The following is a 21,671-nucleotide window of genomic DNA, read 5'->3' on the forward strand; positions in this document are numbered from 1 at the left end:
GGCAACAATCCGCCACCACTGCGCCGGAACCACTGCGTCACCGCCCCGGCACCCGGCACAATCCCCGCGACGACCACGGAACACCCGGCTCGACCCACCCCCTGGAGAAGCCCGTGCCGCCGCAGGAAATCCCGCTCACCCTCACCCCGGAACAAGCCGCCGCAGGCGCCGTCCTCAACCTCCCCCTCCGCGACGGCACCACCGCACGCCTCTCCCTCCCGCCCACCCGCCACGGCGACCTCGTCCGCGGGCGCATAGCGGGCCAGGAGATCCTCATCCGCATCCGGGTGGCCGGCGCCCCGCCCCCCGCCCGGAAGGGCAGCCCCCTCGGCTGCCTCCTCGCCCTCCTCGTTGCCGCCGGAGTCGCCGCCGGCATCGCGGCCCTCACCGACGACGACACCGACACCACCGCCGGCAAGCGCCCCACCCCGACCCCCACCTACTCGGCCCGCCCCTGGACCCCGGCACCCCTCCCCACCCCCGACCTCCCGGACCTCGGCACCCCCACCAGTGCCGCCCCCCAGCCCAGCCCCTATGACGAGGGCACCTGCCTCAACGGCACCCTCCCCGACTCCACCACCGCCACGCGCGTCCACAACATCGACGAAGTCGCCTGCTCCGCCGACGACGCCCACTACAAGGTCATCCAGCGCTTCCCCTTCACCACCGAGATGGAGCGCTGCCAGGCCAACCCCAGGACCGAGTACGCCTTCTCGCACAGCTACACGCGCAACGGCGTCCCCATCAACCAGTACGTCTACTGCCTCGTCGGCCTCGGCAGCTACGCCCGCCGGTAGCTAGTGCTTCGGCCCTACGTGCAGATCCATGAGCGCCACGGACTCCTTGCGGGCGATGGAGACGTTGAAGGGCGCGCCGTCGCGCGCAAGGACGGTCCACTGGACGCCGAGCCGGGTCAACGTATCCGTGAGGAGCTTCCGGATGTCGTCCGACTTGTTGGCGAACATGTACCGGGGGTACTCGTAGCGCTTGCGCTCTCCACCGACCAGGCGGTTGGTCCAGTTGGTCGTCCGGCAGCCGTCCGAATGAATGAGCCCCCGCACGAACTCCCACGGGTGGGCGTCAACGATCGCCTGCTGCCATTCTTCGAGAACGATCGACCGCTCGTGTTTCTTGCCCGGCCCGTGCTGCGGGAACATGCACGTCCAGTGGCGTGTGTAGGACTTGACCTCCACGCATCCCTCGCGCAGCCGACGGCCCGTACCCGGCCGGGGCATCACCTTGCGCATCGCACCTTCGGCAGCGTCTATGAGCCCGGGCTGCGACGCGTTGCAGGAGATCGACAGGTGGTGCTGCCTGTATTTGGAGACGATGTGGCCGTCGCCGAGATAGAGGCCGAGGAGATACGCGTACGCGCAGTGATCGAACGGGACCTTCGTGCATATCGGGCAGTCCATTGTTCCTGGGAGGGGTTCGCCTCGGCGCCTGCGGTCCTCGTGGCGCCACCAGCCGACTGTGCCTGCTGGTACGCAGAGGCGACGAGCCACCTCGCCGTTCGGCAAGCCGCTGCGCAACAGTGCCAGTGCCGCCTCACGTACGGAAACGTCGTGCGTGCTCATGTGACCACTCTGGGTCACGGCCGCCGTTGTTGGACAGCAGAAAAGCGAACGTTCATCCGAAGGAGAACGTCCGCTTCTCGGGTGTGCCGGGTGCGGGACTCGAACCCGCAAGCCCTCACGGGCAGATGTGTTTGAGACATCCGTGTATGCCATTCCACCAACCCGGCGGGGGCTGCACGTCGGAGTGTACCGGGTGACCATGTGGACGCGCTGCTAGGTAGGCTCATCCCAGCAGCGCAGCCCGCATCGAGGAGCCCACCGTGACCGCCGAGCACGAGTCGACGCCCACGCCCGACGCCGACCAGTCGCACGTTCCGCCGCTGACGACCCGCGTCGTCATCGCCGAGGACGAGGCGCTCATCCGTCTCGACCTCAAGGAGATGCTCGAAGAGGAGGGCTACTCCGTGGTCGGCGAGGCCGGCGACGGGCAGGCCGCCGTCGAGCTCGCCCGGGAGCACCGCCCGGACCTGGTCATCCTGGACGTGAAGATGCCCGTCCTCGACGGCATCTCGGCGGCGGAGAAGATCGCGCAGGAGTCGATCGCGCCGGTCCTGATGCTTACGGCTTTCTCGCAGCGCGAGCTGGTGGAGCGGGCGCGGGACGCCGGGGCCATGGCCTACCTGGTGAAGCCGTTCAGCAAGAGCGACGTGGTGCCGGCCATCGAGATGGCGGTGTCGCGGTTCGCGGAGCTGCGGGCGCTGGAGAAGGAGGTCGCGGACCTCGCGCAGCGGCTGGAGACGCGGAAGCTGGTGGACCGCGCGAAGAGCATCCTGCAGACGCAGTACGGGCTGACGGAGCCTGCGGCGTTCCGGTGGATCCAGAAGACGTCGATGGACCGGCGGATGTCGATGCAGCAGGTCGCGGAGGCGGTCATCGAGGACGCCGAGGAGAAGAAGAACGCCGCCAGGCAGGGCTGAGGCCCGCCCCGCCGGACGGCACGTGCGTACGGACGGGTGAGGCCCGCCACCGGAATCCGGTGGCGGGCCTCACCCGTGTGCGGGTGTGCCGTGGCGGTCAGTCCTCGCCGAGGTAGGCCTTGCGGACGTCCTCGTTGTGGAGGAGTTCCTGGCCGGTGCCGGAAAGGACGATCTTGCCGATCTCCATGACGTGCGCCTGGTCGGCCAGGGACAGCGCGGCCTGCGCGTTCTGCTCGACGAGGAGGATCGTCATGCCCTGTGCCTTGAGCTCCGCGATGGTCGACATGATCTTGTGCATCATCAGCGGGGAGAGGCCCATGGAGGGCTCGTCCAGCATCAGCAGCTTCGGGCGCGACATGAGGGCGCGGCCCATGGCGAGCATCTGCTGCTCACCGCCCGAGAGGGTGCCGGCGGCCTGCTTGCGGCGCTCGCCCAGGATGGGGAAGAGCTCGTAGGCGCGCTGGACGTCCTTCTCGATGCCTTCCTTGTCCTTGCGGAGGAAGGCGCCGAGCTGGAGGTTCTCGGCGATCGTCAGCCGGGGGAAGATGTGGCGTCCCTCGGGGGAGTGGGCGAGGCCCAGGGAGACGATCTTGTGGGCGGGGACGGTGCCGAGGGGCTGGCCGTCGAAGGTGATGCTGCCGCCGCGGGGCTTGATGAGGCCCGAGAGGGTGCGGAGGGTCGTCGTCTTGCCGGCGCCGTTGGTGCCGACGAGGCAGACGATCTGTCCGGTCTCGACGGTGAAGGAGATGCCCTTGACGGCCTCGATCTTGCCGTAGGCGACCTTGAGGTCGTTGACCTCCATCAGTACGGTCACTTGGCTTCTCCGTCCTTGCTGGTGGTGCTGTCCGCGTCGGCGGCCGGCTCCGCGTCGGTTCCGGCCTCGTCGGCGGTGTCGGCGTCGTCCGCGGCGTCGTCGTCCTGGCCGTCGGCGTCGGCGGCGTCCTCCGCTGCCTCCTCGGCGGCGTCCTCGGCCGGGGCATCGGCCTCGGCCGAGGCGTCCGCCTCCGCGGCTTCGGCGGCGTGCTGCTCGGCGGCCTCGACCTCGGCGGCCTCGGCGGCGCCGGGGGCGCCCTCGAAGGGCTCCCCGAGGTAGGCGGCGATGACGCGCTCGTCGCCCTGGACCTCGGCCGCGGTGCCCTCGATGAGCTTCTCGCCCTGGACGAGGCAGGCGACCCGGTCGCACAGGTTGAAGATGAAGCGCATGTCGTGCTCGATGACGAGGACGGCGATGCCCATGTCGCGGATGGCGAAGATGAGTTCTTCGGCCGCGCGGGTCTCCTGCGGGTTCATGCCGGCGGTGGGCTCGTCGAGGAGCAGGAGGCCGGGGTCGCTGGCGAGGGCGCGGGCGATTTCGAGCTTGCGCTGCTCGCCGTACGGGAGGTTCTTCGCCAGGTGCTGGGCCTTGTGCTCCAGGCCGATGAACTCGAGGAGCTCCATGGCGCGCGCCTCGGAGGCGGCTTCGGCCTTCTTGAAGCCGGGGCCGCGCAGGAGGGCCGACCAGAGGCCTTCCTTGGTGCGGGTGTGGCGTCCGACGAGGACGTTCTCCAGCACCGTCATGTTGGAGAAGAGCCGGATGTTCTGGAAGGTGCGGGCGATGCCCGCCTGCGTGACCAGGTGGGGCTTGGGCGGCAGGACGGTGCCCTTGTAGCTGACCTTGCCCTCGGTGGGGACGTACAGGCCGGTGAGGCAGTTGAAGAAGGTCGTCTTGCCGGCGCCGTTGGGGCCGATGAGTCCGACGATCTCGCCCGAGTTGACCTGGAGGTCGACGCCCTTGACGGCGGTGAGGCCGCCGAAGCGCATGGTGACGCCGCTCGCGTCGAGGACGGTCTCGCCGGCCGGGGCGGCGGCGGGCTTGGTGGTGGTGTCGGTGGTGGTCGTCATGGTGTTCACGCACCCGCCTTGGCGGTGGCCAGGTCGGTGGGGGCCTGGTCAGCGGTGTCGTCGTGGTACTCGAGCTTGGCGCGCTTGTCGGCGATGAGGCCTTCGGGGCGCAGGCGCATGAGCAGGATGAGGGCGATGCCGAATCCGAGGAGCTGGTAGTCCTGGAGGAACTGGAGCTTCGCGGGGATCAGGAAGAGGAGCGCGGAGCCGAGGATGGGTCCGCGGATGGTTCCCATGCCGCCGAGGATGACGGCGGCGAGGAGGAACGCGGAGTTCGGCGGGACGGGCCCGGCGAAGACGTAGTTCTCGGGGACCACCGTGGTGTTGACGTGTGCCTGGACGGTGCCGGCGAGGCCGGCGAGGGTGGCGCCGAGGGCGAAGGCGATGAGCTTGACGCGGAAGCCGTTGATGCCCATGGCCTCGGCGGCGGTCTCGTCCTCGCGGATGGCGACCCAGGCGCGGCCGATGCGGCTGTTGCCGGCGCGGGCGAACACCAGGATGACCAGGGCCATCACCAGCAGCATCAGCAGGTAGTAGTTGGCGTAGGCGCCGAGCGTGATGCCGAGGACGGTGTGGGCCTCGCCGAAGTTCCACCCGAAGAGTTCGAGGTGGGGGATGTTCGGGATGCCGTTGGGGCCGTTGGTGATCTGGGGGCCGGAGGTGCCGTCGAGGTTGCCCATGGCGATGCGGAAGATCTCTCCGAAGCCGAGGGTCACGATGGCGAGGTAGTCGCCGCGCAGGCGCAGGGTCGGTGCACCGATGACGACGCCGAAGACGAGGGAGGCGATGGCTCCGACGATGACGGCGGCCCAGAAGGGCAGGTGGATCCCGAACGCGGAGGCCGTGCTTCCGGAGACCAGGGCGGCCGTGTAGGCGCCGACTCCGAGGAAGGCGACGTAGCCGAGGTCCAGCAGGCCGGCGAGGCCGACGACGACGTTGAGGCCGAGGGCCACGGTCGCGAAGATCAGGATGTTGACGGCGATCAGAGTGTAGGTGTCGCCGCTCTGCTGGATGAACGGGAAGCCGATGAAGGCGGCCGCGGTCGCGATGAGGGCGACCTGGCGGTGGCGGGCGGTGATCGCGGCGAAGCGGTCGGGGAGACCGGACTTCATGAGGCCCGTGGCGGCGAGGCCGACGGTGATCAGGTACGCGATGAAGAGCTGCGGTTCCTTGTCATCGGTGTCGATGCCGAACGTGATGACGTAGAGGCCGAGGGCGTAGACGCCGACGATGATGAGGATCTCGGCCCAGGAGGGGAGCGTGCCCGCCGGGGCGGCCTTGCGCTTGTCGTCTTCGAGCTTGAAGGCGGCGACGGCCGGGACCAGCGAGGCGAGGGCGGCGACCCAGGCTCCGGGCTCCAGGTGGGCGAGGCCGCCGAGCTCGACGGCGATGGAGCCGACGGTGAAGACGGTGGTGGCGGCCGCGCCGGCGGCGAGGAAGCGGAGGGCGGCGCGGGTGCCGTTCGGGGCGAGCCAGCCGAGGCCCTTGGTGCCGAGGGCGGAGAGGGCGTACAGGCCGGTGAGGAGCGCGCCGACCAGCGTGAGCATCTGGAGGGGCGCGGGGTACCCGTAGAGGGTGAGGTTGCCCGGGAAGGCGGTGGTGTACGTCCACGCCAGGAAGGCGCTGATGACGGTCAGGGCGGAGCCGCCGGTGATCGCGTACAGCAGGGTCTTGTTGGCGGTGGCGGGCTGCGCGGCCACGGTGGTGGGGGTGGTTTCGGTGGTGGTCATGGTTCTCACGCCCGATCCGTGACGCGCTGGCCGAGCAGGCCTTGGGGCCGCACGAGGAGGACGACGATGAGGAGGACGAAGGCCCAGACGTTGGCCCAGGCGCCGCCGCCGAGCTGCTGCATGCCGGGGATTTCCTCGATGTAGGCGATCGAGAGGGCCTCGGCGAGGCCGAGGACCACGCCGCCGACCATGGCGCCGTAGATGTTGCCGATGCCGCCGAGGACGGCCGCGGTGAAGGCCTTGAGACCGAGGATGAAGCCCATCTCGAAGTTGATCTGGCCCTTGTCGACGCCGTACGCGACGGCGGCGACGGCGGCGAACGCGGCACCGATGGCGAAGGCCATGACGATGATGCGGTCGGTGTTGATGCCCATCAGCTTGGCCGTGTCGGGGTCCTGGGCGGTGGCCTGCATGGCGCGGCCGCTGCGGCTCTTGGAGACGAAGACGCCGAGGGCGAGCATGCAGAGCGGGGCCAGGGCGAGGACGAAGGCGTCGGAGCGCTGGATGGCCAGGTTGTCCGTGATCTGGAAGGCCTTGCCGGTGAACTCCGGGAAGGTGACGGCCTTCTTGGCGTCCGGGTAGAACTGCCAGACGAGCTGCTGCAGTGCGATCGAGAGGCCGATGGCGGTGATGAGGGGTGCCAGGCGCGGAGCGGAGCGCAGCGGCCGGTAGGCGAAGCGCTCGGCTGCGGTCGCCACGGCGACGGAGGCGAGTGCGCCTCCGAGGATCATGAGGGGTATCGCCACCAGGAGCGAGGTTCCGCTCGGGAGTGCGGTGTAGGTGGTGAGGGCGCCGAAGCCCCCGATCATGAAGATCTCGCCGTGGGCGAAGTTGATGAGCTGGACGATGCCGTAGACCATGGTGTACCCGATGGCGATGAGGCCGTAAAGGGCACCGAGGGCAAGGCCGTTGGCCAGCTGTTGCGGCAGTTCGTGCACCGCAGGGCCTCCGATGTGCGTGTCGGATAAGAGTCCGCGCGAGGGCGCTGTTTGCGCCCTCGCGCGGCTTGGTTCTCTTGGGGGTGGGTCAGGGGTGGTTGCCGTCAGGCGTGGCGACTACTGGTTGAAGGTGTCGCTCTTGACGTCGATCCACTTGCCGCCCTCGACCTTGTAGACCGTGAGCTGCTTGTTGGTGGTGTCGCCGTACTCGTCGAAGGAGACCTTGCCGGTCACACCGTCGAAGGAGACCTTGCCGAGGGCCTCGACGACCTTGGCGCGGGCGTCGGTCGGGACCTTGCCGCCGTTGGCGGCGACGACGGCCTTGACGGCCTGGACGATGGCCCAGCCGGCGTCGTAGGAGTAGCCGCCGTAGGCCGCGTACGGGTCCTTGTAGCCGCCCGCCTTGTAGTCCTCGATGAACTTCTTGGCGGTGTCGAGCTTCTCGACGGGGGCGCCGATGGAGGTCGCGAGGTCGCCGTCGTTGGCCTCGGCGGAGGCCGAGATGAAGGCCGGGTCGTAGATGCCGTCGCCGCCGAAGAGCGGGATGGCGGCGCCGGTCTTCTTGATCTGGTCCGAGAGCAGGCCGCCCTCGGGGTACTGGCCGCCGAAGTAGACGGAGTCGGCGCCGGAGGCCTTGACCTTGTCGGCGGTCGAGGAGAAGTCGGTCTCCTTGACGGTGACGTGGTCGGTGCCGACGACCTCGCCGCCGAGCTTCTTGAACTCCTCCGAGAAGATGCCGGCGAGGCCGGCACCGTAGGTCTGCTTGTCGTCGACGACGAAGACCTTCTTCTTGCCGGCGTCCTTGAAGAGGTACTGGGCGGCGAACTTGCCCTGGACCACGTCGGTGGCGGCGGTGCGGAAGTAGGTCTTGAAGGGGCGCTTGTACTCGCCCTTGCCCCAGTTGTCGCCCTGGCTCAGGGAGGGGTTGGTGTTGGCCGGGGAGACCTGGGCGAGGTTCGCGGAGGCGAAGACGCCCTGCATCTGCTGGGCGACGCCGGAGTTCAGCGGGCCGACGACGCCGAGAACGTCCTTGTTGCCTACGAGCTTGGTGGCGTTTGCCTGTCCGGAGGCAGGAACTGCCTGGTCGTCGAGCGCTTCGACCTTGAATTCGACGCCGGGGACTTCGTTGTTCTTGTTCGCCGTCTTGGCCGCGAGGTCAACGGAGTTCTTGATGCCCTGGCCGAGGGCCGAAAGGGATCCGGTGAGCGGGGCGTCGACGCCGATGACGACGACGGTCTTGTTGCCGCCGCCGGCGTTGTCGCCGGTCTTCGCTTCGTCGCGCGAACCGCAGGCGGTGAGGGTCAGTGCTCCCGTGGTGATCACGGTGGTGAGGACGAGCAGAGAACGGTGTCGCACGATTCTTCCTTTCCCTGGCGCGGCTGCCCCGAGTTGGGGCTGTGCCGATGGGTCGCCGGGCCGCACTGGGAGTCCACGGCCGTGCTGGGGTGCGCCCTGTGGCGCGGTGACTGGCCGTGACTCTAGGCCGCGGTGGGGAGTGGGGGGAGCGGGGAAAGGAGGATGTGACTGTCTTGTTATGCCAAGGCCAAGAATGTGAGGCGGGAGTACGGACAGAACGGACGTTTGGCACCTCGGGAGAATGTCCGCATGGTGAGAATTCGCAGGTTCCCTAAGGGGCTTGAGGGCCTCATGGTCCTGTCATAGATCAAAACCGGCCGAATGTCGCAGGGAGTGTCCGAAAGAATCGCGGGGGTGGCATTCCGCGCACGTAAAAGGGGATTCTGTGGGGCGTGGCCATTACTTACGGTAATGATGGTTCTTGATCCACTTCGGGCGATTGGATCTTGGTCCGGGGGTGGGGGAGGGGTGCGGAACGATCCCCACCGGCCCCGACCTGCACCGGTCCGCTCCGAGCGCCCACTGCCCGGAAGCCGGACACCGCGCACGGGAATCCGGTCACCCGGCCGGGCTCGGCGCCCGCCAGTTCTCCGAACTCCCGGTCGCCCCGCCCTCGGCCGCGCAGCGCTCGGCGACGACCCGGTCCACGGTCTCAAGTGCCTTGTCCCGCCCGTGAGTTCGCTCCACGGCCCGACCTGCGGCGACGGCGTCCTCGTGGATCGCGAACTGGGCGTTCGACAGCCCCTTCTGCTCCCAGTCCAAGCCGGCCCACTTGCCGCCCGTGAGAGCCTCTTTCGCCCAGTAGGACACGAGAGTTGAACAGATCTCGGCCGGCGAGGAGGCGCTCGGCCCGCCCGCCGGGGCCGACTTGGCCGGGGCCTGAGGGGCGGCCGGGGCGCAGGCGGCGGAAGCGGTGGCCGGGGCGGCGGCGAGGATTGCGGCGGCGGTGGCGCGGGCCGCGGCGCGGCCGAACGAACGCATGCCGTCGACGGTAGGCCGTCACCTTCGGTGACACAACGCCGAGCCCCTTCCCTGACGCAATCCCGCCCTCCCGGGCCCCGCCCCGGCAGACCCCGGCCCCGGCGCCTCAAGCGCCGGCGGGGTTGGATGGGGCGGGGCGCGTCCGCCTGCTGCAGGGCGCGGCGTCGTCCCGGGGCGAAGCCCCGGTGCCCTGCGCCTCAAGCGCCGGCGGGGCTGGTCGGAGTGGCGTGCGGTGCGTGCCCGGGTGCGGCGCCGTTTCGGGGGCGCTGCCCCCGGACCCCCGCGCCTCAAGCGCCGGCGGGGCTGGATCTGTCCCCGTGCCTCAGGTGTCGGCCGGGTTGGATGGGGCGGGGCGCCTCCGGCCTGCTGCAGGGCGCGGCGCCGTCCTGGGGGCGCTGCCCCGGTGCCCTGGCCTCAAACGCCGGCGGGGCTGGTTGAGGTGGCGCGCGGTGCTTGCCCGGGTGCGGCGCCGTTTCGGGGGCGCTGCCCCCCGGACTCCCGCCCCTCGAACGCCGGCGGGGGTGGATCTGTTTTCGTGCCTCGGGTGTCGGCAGGGGTGGATCTGTTCCCACGCCTCAGGCGCCGGCGACGGCCGGATGTGCCCCGTGGTTCGAGTGGTGGCGGGGCCGGATGGTGGCTCATCCGGGGCTTGCGAGGGGAAGAGGCTGCGCGGCGAGGTGGGCGAATCCAGCCCGCGCGGCGTTTGAGCGCACGGCCGCGCAGCGGCCGTCGGGGGCCGGGGGCGGCGTCCCCGGTTTCGGGAAGGGGCGGGGAGGGGACCGCTCCGCGCAGCGGCCCGGCCCTCCGGCGGCCTCGCCGACCTCCTGTGCGGGATCCGCCCCTGTTCGCCTCACTGCGCACGGGCCCGGCCCCGATGGCCGCCGCCGGCCGGGGCGAGCCGCACCCCGCAGGCTGGCGGCTGTCATACGCGGGGAAGTGTGCCGCCGCGTGTGCCCGGGCGGCTGCCCAAGCCGGGGCCACGGGCCGTCCGTCGGTGGTCGTGCCAGCGCCGGTCGGATCAGGCCGGCCCCACCGGGGGCAGCCTGCAGGGGCCGGGCGCCTGCCCGGGCGGCGTCCCCGGTGGGCCGGCGGCTGCTTGGGTGGCGTCCCGGTGGGCCGGTGGCCGCCTGCGGGACGCCCCTGTTGGGCTGGCGGACGCCAAGGAGGCGTGCCCGGTGGGCCGCTGGCTGCTTGGGTGGCGTCCCGGTGGGCCGGTGGTCGCCTGGGGGACGCCCCTGTTGGGCTGGCGGACGCCAAGGAGGCGTGCCGGGTGGGCCGGTGGCCGCTTGGGTGGCGTCCCGGTGGGCCGGTGGCCGCCTGGGCGACGACCCCGTTGGGCTAGCGGAGGCCAGGGAGGCGTGCCGGGTGGGCCGGTGGCTGCGTGGGTGGCGTCCCGGTGGGCCGGTGGTCGCCTGGGGGGCGCCCCTGTTGGGCTGGCGGACGCCAAGGAGGCGTGCCGGGTGGGCCGGTGGCCGCCTGGGTGGCGTCCCCGGTGGGCCGGTGGTTGCCCGGGCAACGCCCCCGGTGGGGGTCGGCTGCTGCCCGGGTGGCGTCCCCCGGTGGCCGGCGGCTGCGCGGGCGGCCTCCCCCGTGGACGTGCGGTCACCCAGGCGGCGTGCCCCGGGCCGCCGGTCGTCCGGGAGCGGGTGTCGCCGAGGGGCGGCGTCGCCCCTCGGCCCCCCCCGGTGGGTCAGCCCGCGTCGCGGAGGAGGCAGGTGAGGCGGGCCGTGCAGACGCGGCGGGACTCCTCGTCCGTGATCACGATTTCGTACGTGGCCGTCGAGCGGCCGCGGTGGACCGGGGTGGCGACCCCGGTGACGAGGCCGGCGCGCACCCCGCGGTGGTGCGTGCAGTTCAGGTCGACGCCGACGGCGATCTTCCCGATGCCGCCGTGCAGCATCGCCCCGACGGAGCCGAGCGTCTCGGCGAGGACAGCGGAGGCCCCTCCGTGGAGCAGCCCGTACGGCTGGGTGTTCCCCTCGACCGGCATGGTGCCGACGACGCGATCGGCGGATGCCTCCAGTACGCGGATGTCCATCCGCTCGCCGAGGTGTCCGGCCGAGAACAGCGCCGGCAGGTCGATGCCGAGGGCGGCGTACTCGTCGAGGACCTCCTGCGGGAACTTCACCGCGTGCTGCTCGCCCATGGGCCGTCTCCGTTCTGCGGGTGTCAACGCTCGTTAACGCCCTTCCTATCAGGCTGCTGAGCGAGCGCTTGCTCCGGGGCCGGTTCGAAGCGGACGACGACGGACTTGCTGGCGGGGGTGTTGCTGGTGTCGGCGGTGGAGTCGAGGGGGACGAGGACGTTCGTCTCGGGGTAGTAGGCGGCCGCGCAGCCGCGGGCGGTCGGGTAGTGCACGACGCGGAAGCCGGGCGCGCGCCGCTCGACGCCGTCCTTCCACTCGCTGACGAGGTCGGTGTAGGAGCCGTCGGCGAGGCCGAGCGCGGCGGCGTCCTCGGGGTGGACGAGGACGACGCGGCGGCCGCCGGTGATGCCGCGGTAGCGGTCGTCGAGGCCGTAGATGGTGGTGTTGTACTGGTCGTGGCTGCGCAGGGTCTGCAGCAGCAGGCGGCCTTCGGGGACGCGCGGGTACTCGACGGGCGCGGCGGTGAAGTTGGCCTTGCCGGTGGCGGTGGGGAAGCGGCGCTCGTCGCGGGGGGCGTGGGGGAGGCGGAAGCCCTCGGGGCGGGCGGCGCGCGCGTTGTAGTCCTCGAAGCCGGGGACGACGCGGGAGATGCGGTCGCGGATGGCGCGGTAGTCGCGTTCGAACTCCTCCCACGGGGTGGCGGAGGCGTCGCCGAGGACGGCGCGGGCGGTGCGGGCGACGATGGCGGGCTCGGAGAGCAGGTGCGGGGAGGCGGGGGCGAGGTTGCCGCGGGAGGCGTGGACCATGCCCATGGAGTCCTCGACGGTGACGAACTGGCGGCCGGTGGCCTGGACGTCCCGGTCGGTGCGGCCGAGGGTGGGCAGGATCAGGGCCTGCCGGCCGGTGACCGCGTGCGAGCGGTTGAGCTTGGTCGAGACGTGGACGGTGAGGGCGGCGCGGCGGACGGCGGCCTCGGTGACGTCGGTGTCGGGGGTGGCGGCGACGAAGTTGCCGCCCATGGCGAAGAGGACCTTGGCCCTGCCGTCGCGGAGGGCTTCGATGGCGCGGACGACGTCGTGGCCGTGGTGGCGGGGCGAGGTGATCCCGAACTCCCTGTCGAGGGCGTCGAGGAAGGCCGGGGCGGGCCGTTCGAAGATGCCCATGGTGCGGTCGCCCTGGACGTTGGAGTGGCCGCGGACGGGGCAGACGCCGGCGCCGGGGCGGCCGATGTTGCCGCGGAGCAGCAGCAGGTTGACGACTTCGCGGATGGTGGCGACGGCGTGCTTGTGCTGGGTGAGGCCCATGGCCCAGCAGACGATGGTGCGCTTCGACGCCAGGATCATGGCGAGGGCGCGTTCGATCTCGGGGCGGGTGAGGCCGGTGGCGGTGAGGGTCTCGGCCCAGTCGGCCTTCCGCGCGGCGGCGGCGAAGTCCTCGTAGCCGTGGGTGTGATCGCGGACGAAGTCCTCGTCGACGGCGCCGTCGGCCTCGATGACCAGCTTGTTGAGGAGGCGGAAGAGGGCCTGGTCGCCGCCGATGCGGATCTGGAGGAACAGGTCGTTCAGGGGGGTGCCGCGGAGCATGCCGAGGGGGGTCTGCGGGTTCTTGAACCGCTCCATGCCGGCCTCGGGCAGCGGGTTCACCGAGATGATCTTCGCTCCGGAGGCCTTGGCCTTCTCCAGGGCGGAGAGCATGCGGGGGTGGTTGGTGCCGGGGTTCTGCCCGGCGACGATGATCAGGTCGGCCTGGTGGAGGTCCTCCAGGGTGACGCTGCCCTTGCCGATGCCGATCGTCTCGGTGAGCGCGGAGCCCGAGGACTCGTGGCACATGTTGGAGCAGTCGGGCAGGTTGTTCGTGCCGAACTCGCGGGCGAATAGCTGGAAGAGGAACGCGGCCTCGTTGCTGGTGCGGCCGGAGGTGTAGAAGAGGGCCTCGTCGGGGGAGCCGAGGGCGTTCAGCTCCTCGGCGATGATCCGGAAGGCACGTTCCCAGGTGACCGGCTCGTAGTGGTCGGCGCCCTCGGCGAGGTGGACGGGCTGGGTCAGGCGGCCCTGCTGGCCCAGCCAGTAGCCGGAGCGGGAGGCCAGGTCGGCGACGGAGTGGGCGGCGAAGAACTCGGGGGTGACCCGGCGCAGGGTGGCCTCCTCGGCGACGGCCTTGGCGCCGTTCTCGCAGAACTCGGCCGTGTGCCGCTTGTCGCCCTCGGGCCAGGCGCAGCCGGGACAGTCGAAGCCGTCCTTCTGGTTGACCTTGAGGAGGGTGCGGGCGGTGCGGGCGAGGCCCATCTGCGCCTGGGCGATCCTCAGGGTGTGCCCGATGGCGGGCAGGCCCGCCGCGGCGTGCTTGGGGGGCGCGACCTGCGGCGCGTCCTGGACGGGATCACCTGCGGGCGGCTTGGCGGCCATGTCGGTCCCCTTCGGGCATGTCGGGTGGTGCGTGCCCGGCGCGGCCGGGCGTCTTCGCCTACACGTCCGATCCTGTCACGCCCGGGCGAGGTCGCCGGCGCCGGAATTGTCGGCGGAGCCGCCTAGGATCGGGGGCGTGGCAGAGAACGCATCGAAGAAGACCGACCAGACGACCGCAGCGGACCGCCCCCGCCTGATGCTCATGGACGGGCACTCCCTGGCGTACCGGGCGTTCTTCGCGCTGCCCGCGGAGAACTTCACGACGGCCTCGGGGCAGACGACGAACGCGATCTACGGCTTCGCGTCGATGCTGGCGAACACGCTGCGCGACGAGGCGCCCACGCACTTCGCGGTCGCGTTCGACGTCTCCCGCAAGACCTGGCGGTCGACTGAGTTCCCCGAGTACAAGGCGAACCGGTCGACGACGCCGGACGAGTTCAAGGGGCAGGTCGAGCTGATCGGCGAGCTGCTGGACGCGATGAACGTGCCGCGGTTCGCGGTGGAGGGCTTCGAGGCGGACGACGTCATCGCGACGCTCGCCACCCAGGCGGAGGCGCTCGGGTATGAGGTGCTGATCGTCACCGGCGACCGGGACTCCTTCCAGCTGGTCTCCGAGCACACCACGGTGCTGTACCCGACGAAGGGGGTCTCGGAGCTGACGCGCTTCACCCCGGAGAAGGTCGTGGAGAAGTACGGGCTGACCCCGCAGCAGTACCCGGACTTCGCGGCGCTGCGCGGCGACCCGTCGGACAACCTGCCGGGCATCCCGGGCGTCGGAGAGAAGACCGCCGCCAAGTGGATCAACCAGTTCGGTTCGTTCGCGGAGCTGGTGGAGCGCGCCGACGAGGTCAAGGGCAAGGCGGGGCAGAACTTCCGCGACCACCTTCAGGCCGTGAAGCTCAACCGCGTGCTGACCGAGATGGTGCGGGACGTGGAGCTGCCCAAGGGCGCCGCGGACCTGGAGCGCGCCCCGTACGACCGCTCCGCCGTGACCGGTGTGCTGGACGTCCTGGAGATCCGCAACCCGTCGCTGCGGGAGCGGCTGCTGGCCGTCGACCCGGGCGCCGGGCAGGAGGCAGCGGCTCCGGCTCCGGCGGCCGGCGTGGAGCTCGACGGCTCGGTGCTGGGCACCGGGGAGCTCGCGCCGTGGCTCGCGGAGCACGCGGACGGCCCGCTCGGCGTGTCCACGGTCGACAGCTGGGCGCTCGGCCAGGGCAGCATCGCGGAGGTCGGGCTGGCCGCGGCCGACGGCGCGGCCGCCTGGTTCGAGCCCTCCCAGCTGGACGAGGCCGACGAGCGCGCCTTCGCGGCATGGGCGGCCGACGCCTCCCGCCCGAAGGTCGTGCACAACGCCAAGGGGCTCATGCGGGTCTTCCCCGAGCACGGCTGGAGCCTCGCGGGCGTCACCATGGACACGGCGCTCGCCGCGTACCTGGTCAAGCCGGGCCGGCGGTCGTTCGCGCTGGACGCGCTGTCCGTTGAGTACCTGCACCGCGAGCTGGCGCCGCCCGCCGCGGACGGGCAGCTCGCCTTCGGCGCGGACGAGACCGCCGAGGCGGAGGCCCTGATGGCGCAGGCCCGGGCCGTCCTGGACCTCGGCGAGGCCTTCACGGGCAAGCTGGCCGAGGTCGGCGCGGCCGACCTGCTCCACGACATGGAGCTGCCGACCTCCGAGCTGCTGGCCCGGATGGAGCGGGCCGGCATCGCCGCCGACCGCGACCACCTGGAGGCCATGGAGCAGCAGTTCGCGGGCGCCGTGCAGCAGGCCGTGAAGGAGGCGCACGCGGCGGTCGGCCACGAGTTCAACCTGGGCTCCCCCAAGCAGCTCCAGGAGGTGTTCTTCGGCGAGCTGGACCTGCCCAAGACGAAGAAGACCAAGACCGGCTACACCACCGACGCGGACGCGCTGGCCTGGCTGGCCACCCAGACCGACCACGAACTCCCCGTGATCATGCTGCGGCACCGGGAGCAGGCCAAGCTGCGCGTCACCGTCGAGGGCCTCGTCAAGACGATCGCCGCCGACGGCCGCGTCCACACCAGCTTCAGCCAGACCGTCGCCGCGACCGGCCGGCTGTCCTCCACCGACCCGAACCTGCAGAACGTGCCGGTGCGGACCGACGAGGGCCGCGCCATCCGCCGCGGGTTCGTCGTCGGCGAGGGCTACGAGTCCCTGATGACCGCCGACTACAGCCAGATCGAGCTGCGCGTCATGGCCCACCTCTCCGAGGACGAGGGCCTGATCCGGGCCTTCCTGTCCGGGGAGGACCTGCACACCACGGTCGCCTCGCAGGTGTTCGGGGTGGAGCGCTCCCAGGTCGACCCCGAGATGCGCCGCAAGATCAAGGCGATGTCGTACGGGCTGGCGTACGGGCTGTCCGCGTTCGGCCTGTCGCAGCAGCTCGGCATCGAGCCGGCCGAGGCGCGCGGCCTGATGGAGACGTTCTTCGAGCGCTTCGGCGGGGTCCGCGACTACCTCCAGCGCGTCGTGGACGAGGCGCGGGCCACCGGCTACACGGCGACCGTCTTCGGCCGCCGCCGCTACCTCCCCGACCTGAACAGCGACAACCGGCAGCGCCGCGAAGCCGCCGAGCGGATGGCGCTCAACGCGCCGATCCAGGGCACGGCCGCCGACATCGTCAAGGTCGCCATGCTGCGCGTCGACCGGGCGATCACCGGGGCCGGGCTGCGGTCGCGGATGCTGCTCCAGGTCCACGACGAGATCGTGCTGGAGATCGCGCCGGGCGAGCGGGAGCAGGTGGAGGAGCTCGTGCGCCGCGAGATGGGCGCGGCCGTGGAGCTGCGGGCCCCGCTGGACGTGTCCGTCGGCGTCGGCTCCGACTGGGAGTCCGCCGCCCACTGACACCGCACGGCGGCGACCCCGCCCCGTTCCGCCTCGGAGCCCGTTCCCGCTATCCCGCGGGGACGGGCTCCCGCGCCTCCTCCTCCGCCGGGCGCCCGGTCCGCCGCTGGTGCAGCCGCACCAGCACCCCGTACAGCAGCAGTCCGACGGCGAGCCCGCCGCCCGCGCCGAAGCAGAGCGTCGGGATGATGTCCAGGGGTGAGCGGACCCGGTCGTGGAAGGTGAAGAAGCGGATCACGCGGAGAGTGGCCCCGACCGCCGTGCAGCCCGCGACCAGGACGGCGGCGCCGAGCACCCCGGCCCGTCCGAGGACCGGAACCGCCGCGGGCGCCGGCCGGTCCGGCGCCGCCCGCAGGGCCGACGCCGCGAACCACAGCAGCGCGCCCGCCGCCACCGCCGACGAGCCGTACTGGAGCCAGGTGTAGAGCGGGTAGCCGAGGGCGAGCGGCTCGCCGAGCCGGGGCAGGGCGTTCGTCCCCCACCGGTCCAGGTGCGTGAAGCTGTCCCACACCACGTGCGTCAGCGAGCCGAGCACCGCCGACAGGTAGAACCACAGCACGAGGAGCGCCGGCCGGCGGCCGCCGCGCCACGGCTCCCCGCGGAGCAGGGCGTGCACCCGGCCCTGCCGGGCCCGCGGCAGCAGCGCGACCAGCGGTTCGCGCAGCAGCAGCCAGCATGCGGCGAGCAGCGCCGTCAGCACCGCGTCCGCGGTGAGGAGGCCGGGCACGGAGTGCGTGAACGCCCCGTACTGCATCACCCCTCCCACGACGGCGTCCGCGAAGTAGAAGGTGTCCGGCGCGAACGAGCCGAGGACGAGCGCGGAGGCGACGAGCGGGCCGCGGGCCCGGCCGGTGCGGCGGACGGCGGGCAGGACGGCGGCGGCATGGCTGAGCGTGAACGGCACGGCACCTCTTGCTGTTGTTCTGACCGGTTCTCGGCGGGCCCGGTCCGGTTGCGGCCGGGCCGGGCCGCCCGATGGGCGCGGCGCCCGCGGCGTCACGCACGGTGACGTTTTCTTTACTTCGGGCCAATGCTCACGATCGGGTCCGGACAGTATGCGCGACCCGCAGGCGGCGTGGGGAAATGGTGAAGCCCGAGCGCAGGCAGGTTTGCCGTGACGGGAGTTGACGTACGGTCACGCCGATGTCGAGGACGAGGGGGGACCGGCTCATGTCGGATCGGTCGGCGGCTCGGATACCGGCTCCGGCGGCGCCGCGGACGGGCGCCCGCACCGCGGGAGGCGGACTGCGCAGGAGCGCCGCCGCGGTCGCCGCGTGCGCGCTCGTCGCGGCGGCGCTGACCGCCTCGCAGGGGCCCGTCCGCGGCATGGCGGCCGCAGGCGCGGGCTCCACCACGGCCGCGCCGTTCCCGCCGGCCGGTGCGGGGGGCGGCGGGGACGGCGCCTACCTCCGCGAACTGCCACCGCCGGCGGCCGGGACCGGCACGGCGCCGGCGCCCGTCCCGGAGGCGCAGCCCGTTCGGCAGCCCGCGGACACCGGCGACGGTGCGGGGCACGGCGGCGGGCCCGTCGCCCTGGGCGGGGTGTCCGGGGCGCAGGGCATCCCGGCGACGGTGCTCGCCGCGTACCGGCGGGCCGAGGAGCGGGTCGGGCGGACCGACCCCGGGTGCGGGCTGCGCTGGCAGCTCCTCGCCGCCATCGGCAAGGTCGAGTCGGGCCAGGCCGGCGGCGGCCGCGTCGACGCCGCGGGCACCACGCTGCGGCCGATCCTCGGCCCCGTCCTCGACGGCAACGGCTTCGCGAACATCCCCGACACCGACGCAGGCGCGTACGACGGCGACACCGTCCACGACCGCGCGGTCGGCCCGATGCAGTTCATCCCCTCCACCTGGGCGGCGTGGGGCCAGGACGGCGACGGCGACGGCCGCCGCAACCCGAACAACATCCACGACGCAGCCCTCGCCGCCGGGCGCTACCTGTGCGCGGGCAGCCGGGACCTGCGAGTGCCGGCCGACCTCGACCGGGCCGTGCTGTCGTACAACCACTCCGGGGAGTACCTGCGGACGGTGCGGTCCTGGTACGCGTACTACCTGGGCGGCGCGCACGAGGTCCCCGACGCCGGGGGAGCGGGCGCGGGCCCGGCCCCCGCGGGTCCGAAGCCGACGCCGACGCCGTCGCCCACGCCGAAGCCGAGCCCGACGCCCACGCCGAGCCCGAAGCCGACGCCCTCGCCGAGCCCGAAGCCGACACCCGAGCCCACGCCGACACCCGAGCCCACGCCGAAGCCGAGCCCGACGCCCACGCCGAGCCCGAAGCCGACGCCCACCCCGAGCCCGACGCCGACGCCCGCGCCCAGCACGAAGCCGACTCCGAGCCCCACCCCGACCTCCGCGCCCACGCCGTCGCCGAAGCCGAGCGCGACGGCGAGTCCGAAGCCCACCGCCGTCCCGTCTCCGAAGCCGACGCCCACCTCCTCGGCGAAGCCCGGCGCCGGCCCCGCGACCGCACCGAGCCCGAACCCGAGCCCGAGCCGCAGCACGGTCGGTGCGCCGGCCCGTTAGGAGGCCGCCCGGCGGTTCCCATCCCGTGCGCGCGTTGCTACGGTGCCCCCGCTCTGACACTCCATCAGATCCCGGAGGCCCGGCATGCGCGCCCTCCTCGCCGCCGCCGTCGGCCTCGCCGCCGCGGTCGCCCTCGTCCTCGCCGTCACCGCCCTCGGCACCCCCGGGGGCCGGACCTCCCCGCACCCCCTCCTCACGAGCGCGCCCGCCGCGCCGGGGCAGCCGTGAGGGGGCCGGGCATGCGGAGCCGCGCCGGCCTGGCCCTCCTCGCCCTCGCCGTGTTCTGCACGGCCCTCGCGCCGCTGCTGCGCTGGTACGCGTACCCCCGCCTCGCCCGGATCCCCCCGGGCCAGTACCAGGCGGTCGTCCTGGAGGCCCGCGACGCGACCCTCCTCGACTACACCGGCGGCATGCAGCCCCGGAAGGTCGACAAGGTCACGATCGTCCAGACCCTCAAGGGCGACGTGGAGGCGGCCCGGCGGGCGTCGGCCGAGACGGGCCGCGACGTCGTCGTGTGGGACACCCTCACCCACATCGCCGGCCCCGACGGCCGGATGGTCTCGCAGATCCCCGAGCGGTACGTCTTCGACGCCCACACCCAGGAGCCGGTGCACGCCGCGGGGGAGTCCGTCGACGGGGACCCCGTGCGCCGCGAGGGCATCGAGTTCAAGTGGCCGTTCGCGGCCGAGCCCCGCGACCACCTCTACTTCGACGCGCAGACGCGCACCTCCTCGCCCGTCCACTACCTCGGCCCGCGCACCTTCCGCGGCATGGACGTCCACTACTACGAGCAGACCGTGCCCTGGACGAAAGTGCCCCTCCCCAAGCGGATGCCGATCGAGGGCATCGACCCGGCGACCTTCGAGCAGACCACCGGGACCTCCCTCTGGTACAAGGCCAAGGCGATGTTCTGGGTGGACCCCGTCACCGGGGCGCCCGTCAACGCCGAGCAGGTCATCGAGCAGGAGATGCGCGGCGGCATCGCCGCCGGCGCTCCCGAGGGCCGGCTCACCGTCTTCGCCGGGCACGTGCGGATGCGCGAGGACTACAGCCGGCACACCGTCGCCCTCGTCGCGGCCAACCGGTGGAAGGTCCTCGTCCTGCGCACCCACGCCCCCGCGGGCCTCGCCGCCGCCGGGCTGGTGCTCCTCGGAGCGGCGCTGTGGCGGGAGGCGAGGGGACGGCAGGCGCAGGCGCGGCGGGTCACCGCCTGAGGCGGGCGCTGGTGTGCCGGGTCGGCTCCGCCGTCACCGGGTCCTCAGGCCAGGGGTGCTTCGGGTAGCGGCCGCGCAACTCGGCCCGCACCGCCCGGTAGCCGCTGCCCCAGAACGAGGCCAGGTCGGCGGTGACCGCCGCCGGCCGCCCCGCCGGGGACAGCAGGTGCACCAGGACCGGCACCCCGGGCACGCCCCCGACGCGCGGCGTCTCGGCCAGCCCGAACAGCTCCTGGAGCTTCACCGCGAGCACCGGCTGCCCCGCCGAGTAGTCCACGCGGATCCGCGAGCCGCTCGGCACCTCGATCCGCTCCGGCGCCAGCTCGTCGAGGCGGGCCGCCTCCCCCGACGCCCACGGCAGCAGGCGCGCCAGCGCCTGGCCGGCGTCGATCCGGGCCAGGTCCGCGCGGCGGCGGGCCCGCGACAGCTCCGGCTCCAGCCAGTCCTCCGCACGGGCGGCCAGGGCCGCGTCCGACACGTCCGGCCAGTCCCCGCCCAGCGTGCGGTGCAGGAAGGCCAGGCGCTCGCGCAGCGCCGCCGCCTCCTTCGACCAGCGCAGCAGCCCGGCCGGGCCCTCCTCGGCCAGGCCCCGGAGCAGAGCCGCACGCAGCAGGACCGGATCCGGGGCGGTCAGGGGGCGTTCGGCGAGGGTGATCGCGCCGAGCCGCTGGACGGCGCGGGCGACGACGTCCCCGTCCTCCCAGTGCACCTCCTGCGCCGACGCGAGCAGGTGCTCGGCGGCGGCCAGGGCCGTGTCCTCGTCCAACGGGGCGGCCAGCCGGAGGCGGGCGTCCGCGGAGCCGGCGGACCGGTCGGCGACCGCCACGGCCAGCCAGTCGCCCGCCGAGGCGAGGCGTGAGCCGTCGGCGAGGGCGGCGCGCGTGCCGGACGCCATCAGGAACCGGCCCGGCCCCTGCCGGCGGGCCACCCGCTCGGGAAACGCGAGCGCGACGACGACCCCGGCAAGCCGGTCGTCCCCGCCCTGCCCGCGCTCCGCACCCCGGCCTCCGCCCTGCCCGCACTCCGCATCGCGGCCGCCACTCATGGCGCTCACGCCATCCGCGCCGCCCGCGCCGCCCGCGTTGCCCGTGCCGCCCGCGCTGCCCGTGCCGCTCGTGCCGCTTGCGCCGCCCGTGCTGCCCGTGCTGCCCGTGCTGCCCGTGCTGCCCGTGCTGCCCGTGCTGCCCGTGCTGCCCGTGCTGCCCG

At 72.7% G+C, this 21,671-nt stretch carries 17 protein-coding genes and 1 tRNA gene; 6 read left to right on the forward strand and 12 right to left on the reverse strand.

Annotated elements, in window-relative coordinates:
- The first annotated feature begins 113 nt into the window (after window positions 1-113).
- Window positions 114-797: an LppU/SCO3897 family protein gene (locus IE170_RS09965; protein WP_189808946.1), complete on the forward strand. Its 684-nt coding sequence runs from the start codon at window positions 114-116 to the stop codon at window positions 795-797.
- On the opposite strand, the gene IE170_RS09970 is transcribed toward IE170_RS09965, so the two are convergent.
- Both IE170_RS09970 and IE170_RS09975 read right to left on the reverse strand, forming a co-directional pair.
- Window positions 798-1,577, reverse strand: coding sequence for a helix-turn-helix domain-containing protein (locus tag IE170_RS09970; protein WP_189808947.1), 780 nt, complete (start codon window positions 1,575-1,577; stop codon window positions 798-800). It abuts the gene before it with no gap.
- Between the two features lie 84 nt (window positions 1,578-1,661).
- Window positions 1,662-1,744: transfer RNA gene (locus IE170_RS09975), tRNA-Leu, on the reverse strand.
- Window positions 1,745-1,837: 93 nt separating this feature from the next.
- Between IE170_RS09975 and IE170_RS09980 the strand changes: the two genes are divergently transcribed.
- The gene (locus IE170_RS09980; protein WP_189808948.1) at window positions 1,838-2,494 is read left to right on the forward strand and encodes an ANTAR domain-containing response regulator; all 657 of its coding nucleotides are present in this window, start codon (window positions 1,838-1,840) and stop codon (window positions 2,492-2,494) included.
- Window positions 2,495-2,591: 97 nt separating this feature from the next.
- On the opposite strand, the gene IE170_RS09985 is transcribed toward IE170_RS09980, so the two are convergent.
- The 8 genes from IE170_RS09985 to IE170_RS10020 all read right to left on the reverse strand — a co-directional run bounded on the left by IE170_RS09985 (window position 2,592) and on the right by IE170_RS10020 (window position 13,871).
- A complete protein-coding gene (locus IE170_RS09985; RefSeq protein ID WP_189808949.1) occupies window positions 2,592-3,308 on the reverse strand; it encodes an ABC transporter ATP-binding protein in 717 nt (238 codons plus the stop codon).
- Entirely contained in the window at window positions 3,305-4,375 is a 1,071-nt protein-coding gene (locus IE170_RS09990) for an ABC transporter ATP-binding protein (RefSeq protein WP_189809026.1), read from the reverse strand. The genes IE170_RS09985 and IE170_RS09990 overlap by 4 nt, the downstream gene beginning before the upstream one ends.
- 5 nt (window positions 4,376-4,380) lie before the next feature.
- Complete coding sequence (locus IE170_RS09995; RefSeq protein WP_189808950.1) at window positions 4,381-6,105, reverse strand: branched-chain amino acid ABC transporter permease; 1,725 nt, start codon at window positions 6,103-6,105, stop codon at window positions 4,381-4,383.
- A gap of 5 nt (window positions 6,106-6,110) precedes the next feature.
- Window positions 6,111-7,043, reverse strand: coding sequence for a branched-chain amino acid ABC transporter permease (locus tag IE170_RS10000; RefSeq protein ID WP_189808951.1), 933 nt, complete (start codon window positions 7,041-7,043; stop codon window positions 6,111-6,113).
- A 117-nt stretch (window positions 7,044-7,160) separates the two neighbouring features.
- On the reverse strand, window positions 7,161-8,399 hold the full coding sequence (locus IE170_RS10005; RefSeq protein ID WP_189808952.1) for a branched-chain amino acid ABC transporter substrate-binding protein: 1,239 nt from the start codon (window positions 8,397-8,399) through the stop codon (window positions 7,161-7,163).
- A gap of 558 nt (window positions 8,400-8,957) precedes the next feature.
- Window positions 8,958-9,380: a hypothetical protein gene (locus tag IE170_RS10010; RefSeq protein ID WP_189808953.1), complete on the reverse strand. Its 423-nt coding sequence runs from the start codon at window positions 9,378-9,380 to the stop codon at window positions 8,958-8,960.
- Between the two features lie 1,690 nt (window positions 9,381-11,070).
- Complete coding sequence (locus tag IE170_RS10015; protein ID WP_189808954.1) at window positions 11,071-11,526, reverse strand: PaaI family thioesterase; 456 nt, start codon at window positions 11,524-11,526, stop codon at window positions 11,071-11,073.
- Between the two features lie 23 nt (window positions 11,527-11,549).
- A complete protein-coding gene (locus IE170_RS10020; protein WP_189808955.1) occupies window positions 11,550-13,871 on the reverse strand; it encodes an FdhF/YdeP family oxidoreductase in 2,322 nt (773 codons plus the stop codon).
- A gap of 136 nt (window positions 13,872-14,007) precedes the next feature.
- On the opposite strand from IE170_RS10020, the gene polA reads away from it, so the two are divergent.
- The gene (gene polA / locus IE170_RS10025; RefSeq protein WP_189808956.1) at window positions 14,008-16,731 is read left to right on the forward strand and encodes a DNA polymerase I; all 2,724 of its coding nucleotides are present in this window, start codon (window positions 14,008-14,010) and stop codon (window positions 16,729-16,731) included.
- Between the two features lie 49 nt (window positions 16,732-16,780).
- Here the strand turns inward: polA and IE170_RS10030 are convergent, their stop codons facing one another.
- Entirely contained in the window at window positions 16,781-17,635 is an 855-nt protein-coding gene (locus IE170_RS10030; protein ID WP_189808957.1) for a DUF4184 family protein, read from the reverse strand.
- Between the two features lie 266 nt (window positions 17,636-17,901).
- On the opposite strand from IE170_RS10030, the gene IE170_RS10035 reads away from it, so the two are divergent.
- The 3 genes from IE170_RS10035 to pgfA all read left to right on the forward strand — a co-directional run bounded on the left by IE170_RS10035 (window position 17,902) and on the right by pgfA (window position 20,465).
- Window positions 17,902-19,251 (forward strand): lytic transglycosylase domain-containing protein, encoded by a 1,350-nt coding sequence (locus tag IE170_RS10035; RefSeq protein ID WP_411912147.1) that lies wholly within the window; start codon window positions 17,902-17,904, stop codon window positions 19,249-19,251.
- A gap of 84 nt (window positions 19,252-19,335) precedes the next feature.
- Window positions 19,336-19,479: an SPW_0924 family protein gene (locus IE170_RS10040; protein WP_189808958.1), complete on the forward strand. Its 144-nt coding sequence runs from the start codon at window positions 19,336-19,338 to the stop codon at window positions 19,477-19,479.
- Window positions 19,480-19,490: 11 nt separating this feature from the next.
- Window positions 19,491-20,465 (forward strand): cell envelope lipid trafficking protein PgfA, encoded by a 975-nt coding sequence (gene pgfA, locus IE170_RS10045; protein WP_189808959.1) that lies wholly within the window; start codon window positions 19,491-19,493, stop codon window positions 20,463-20,465.
- Here the strand turns inward: pgfA and IE170_RS10050 are convergent.
- The coding region (locus tag IE170_RS10050; RefSeq protein ID WP_308428377.1) for an ATP-dependent helicase C-terminal domain-containing protein at window positions 20,455-21,671 on the reverse strand (1,217 nt) is incomplete at its 5' end. The genes pgfA and IE170_RS10050 overlap by 11 nt on opposite strands.

Origin of the sequence: Streptomyces toxytricini (genome assembly GCF_014649915.1) — a bacterium.
GTDB lineage: Bacteria > Actinomycetota > Actinomycetes > Streptomycetales > Streptomycetaceae > Streptomyces > Streptomyces toxytricini.

Bases quoted from the DNA above. Each gene is read 5' to 3' on its own strand.
- IE170_RS10040 (WP_189808958.1), top strand. From the start codon at position 19,336: ATGCGCGCCCTCCTCGCCGCCGCCGTCGGCCTCGCCGCCGCGGTCGCC.
- IE170_RS09970 (WP_189808947.1), bottom strand. From the start codon at position 1,577: ATGAGCACGCACGACGTTTCCGTACGTGAGGCGGCACTGGCACTGTTG.
- IE170_RS09990 (WP_189809026.1), bottom strand. From the start codon at position 4,375: ATGACGACCACCACCGACACCACCACCAAGCCCGCCGCCGCCCCGGCC.
- IE170_RS10010 (WP_189808953.1), bottom strand. From the start codon at position 9,380: ATGCGTTCGTTCGGCCGCGCCGCGGCCCGCGCCACCGCCGCCGCAATC.
- IE170_RS10020 (WP_189808955.1), bottom strand. From the start codon at position 13,871: ATGGCCGCCAAGCCGCCCGCAGGTGATCCCGTCCAGGACGCGCCGCAG.
- IE170_RS09995 (WP_189808950.1), bottom strand. From the start codon at position 6,105: ATGACCACCACCGAAACCACCCCCACCACCGTGGCCGCGCAGCCCGCC.
- IE170_RS10015 (WP_189808954.1), bottom strand. From the start codon at position 11,526: ATGGGCGAGCAGCACGCGGTGAAGTTCCCGCAGGAGGTCCTCGACGAG.
- IE170_RS10035 (WP_411912147.1), top strand. From the start codon at position 17,902: ATGTCGGATCGGTCGGCGGCTCGGATACCGGCTCCGGCGGCGCCGCGG.
- pgfA (WP_189808959.1), top strand. From the start codon at position 19,491: ATGCGGAGCCGCGCCGGCCTGGCCCTCCTCGCCCTCGCCGTGTTCTGC.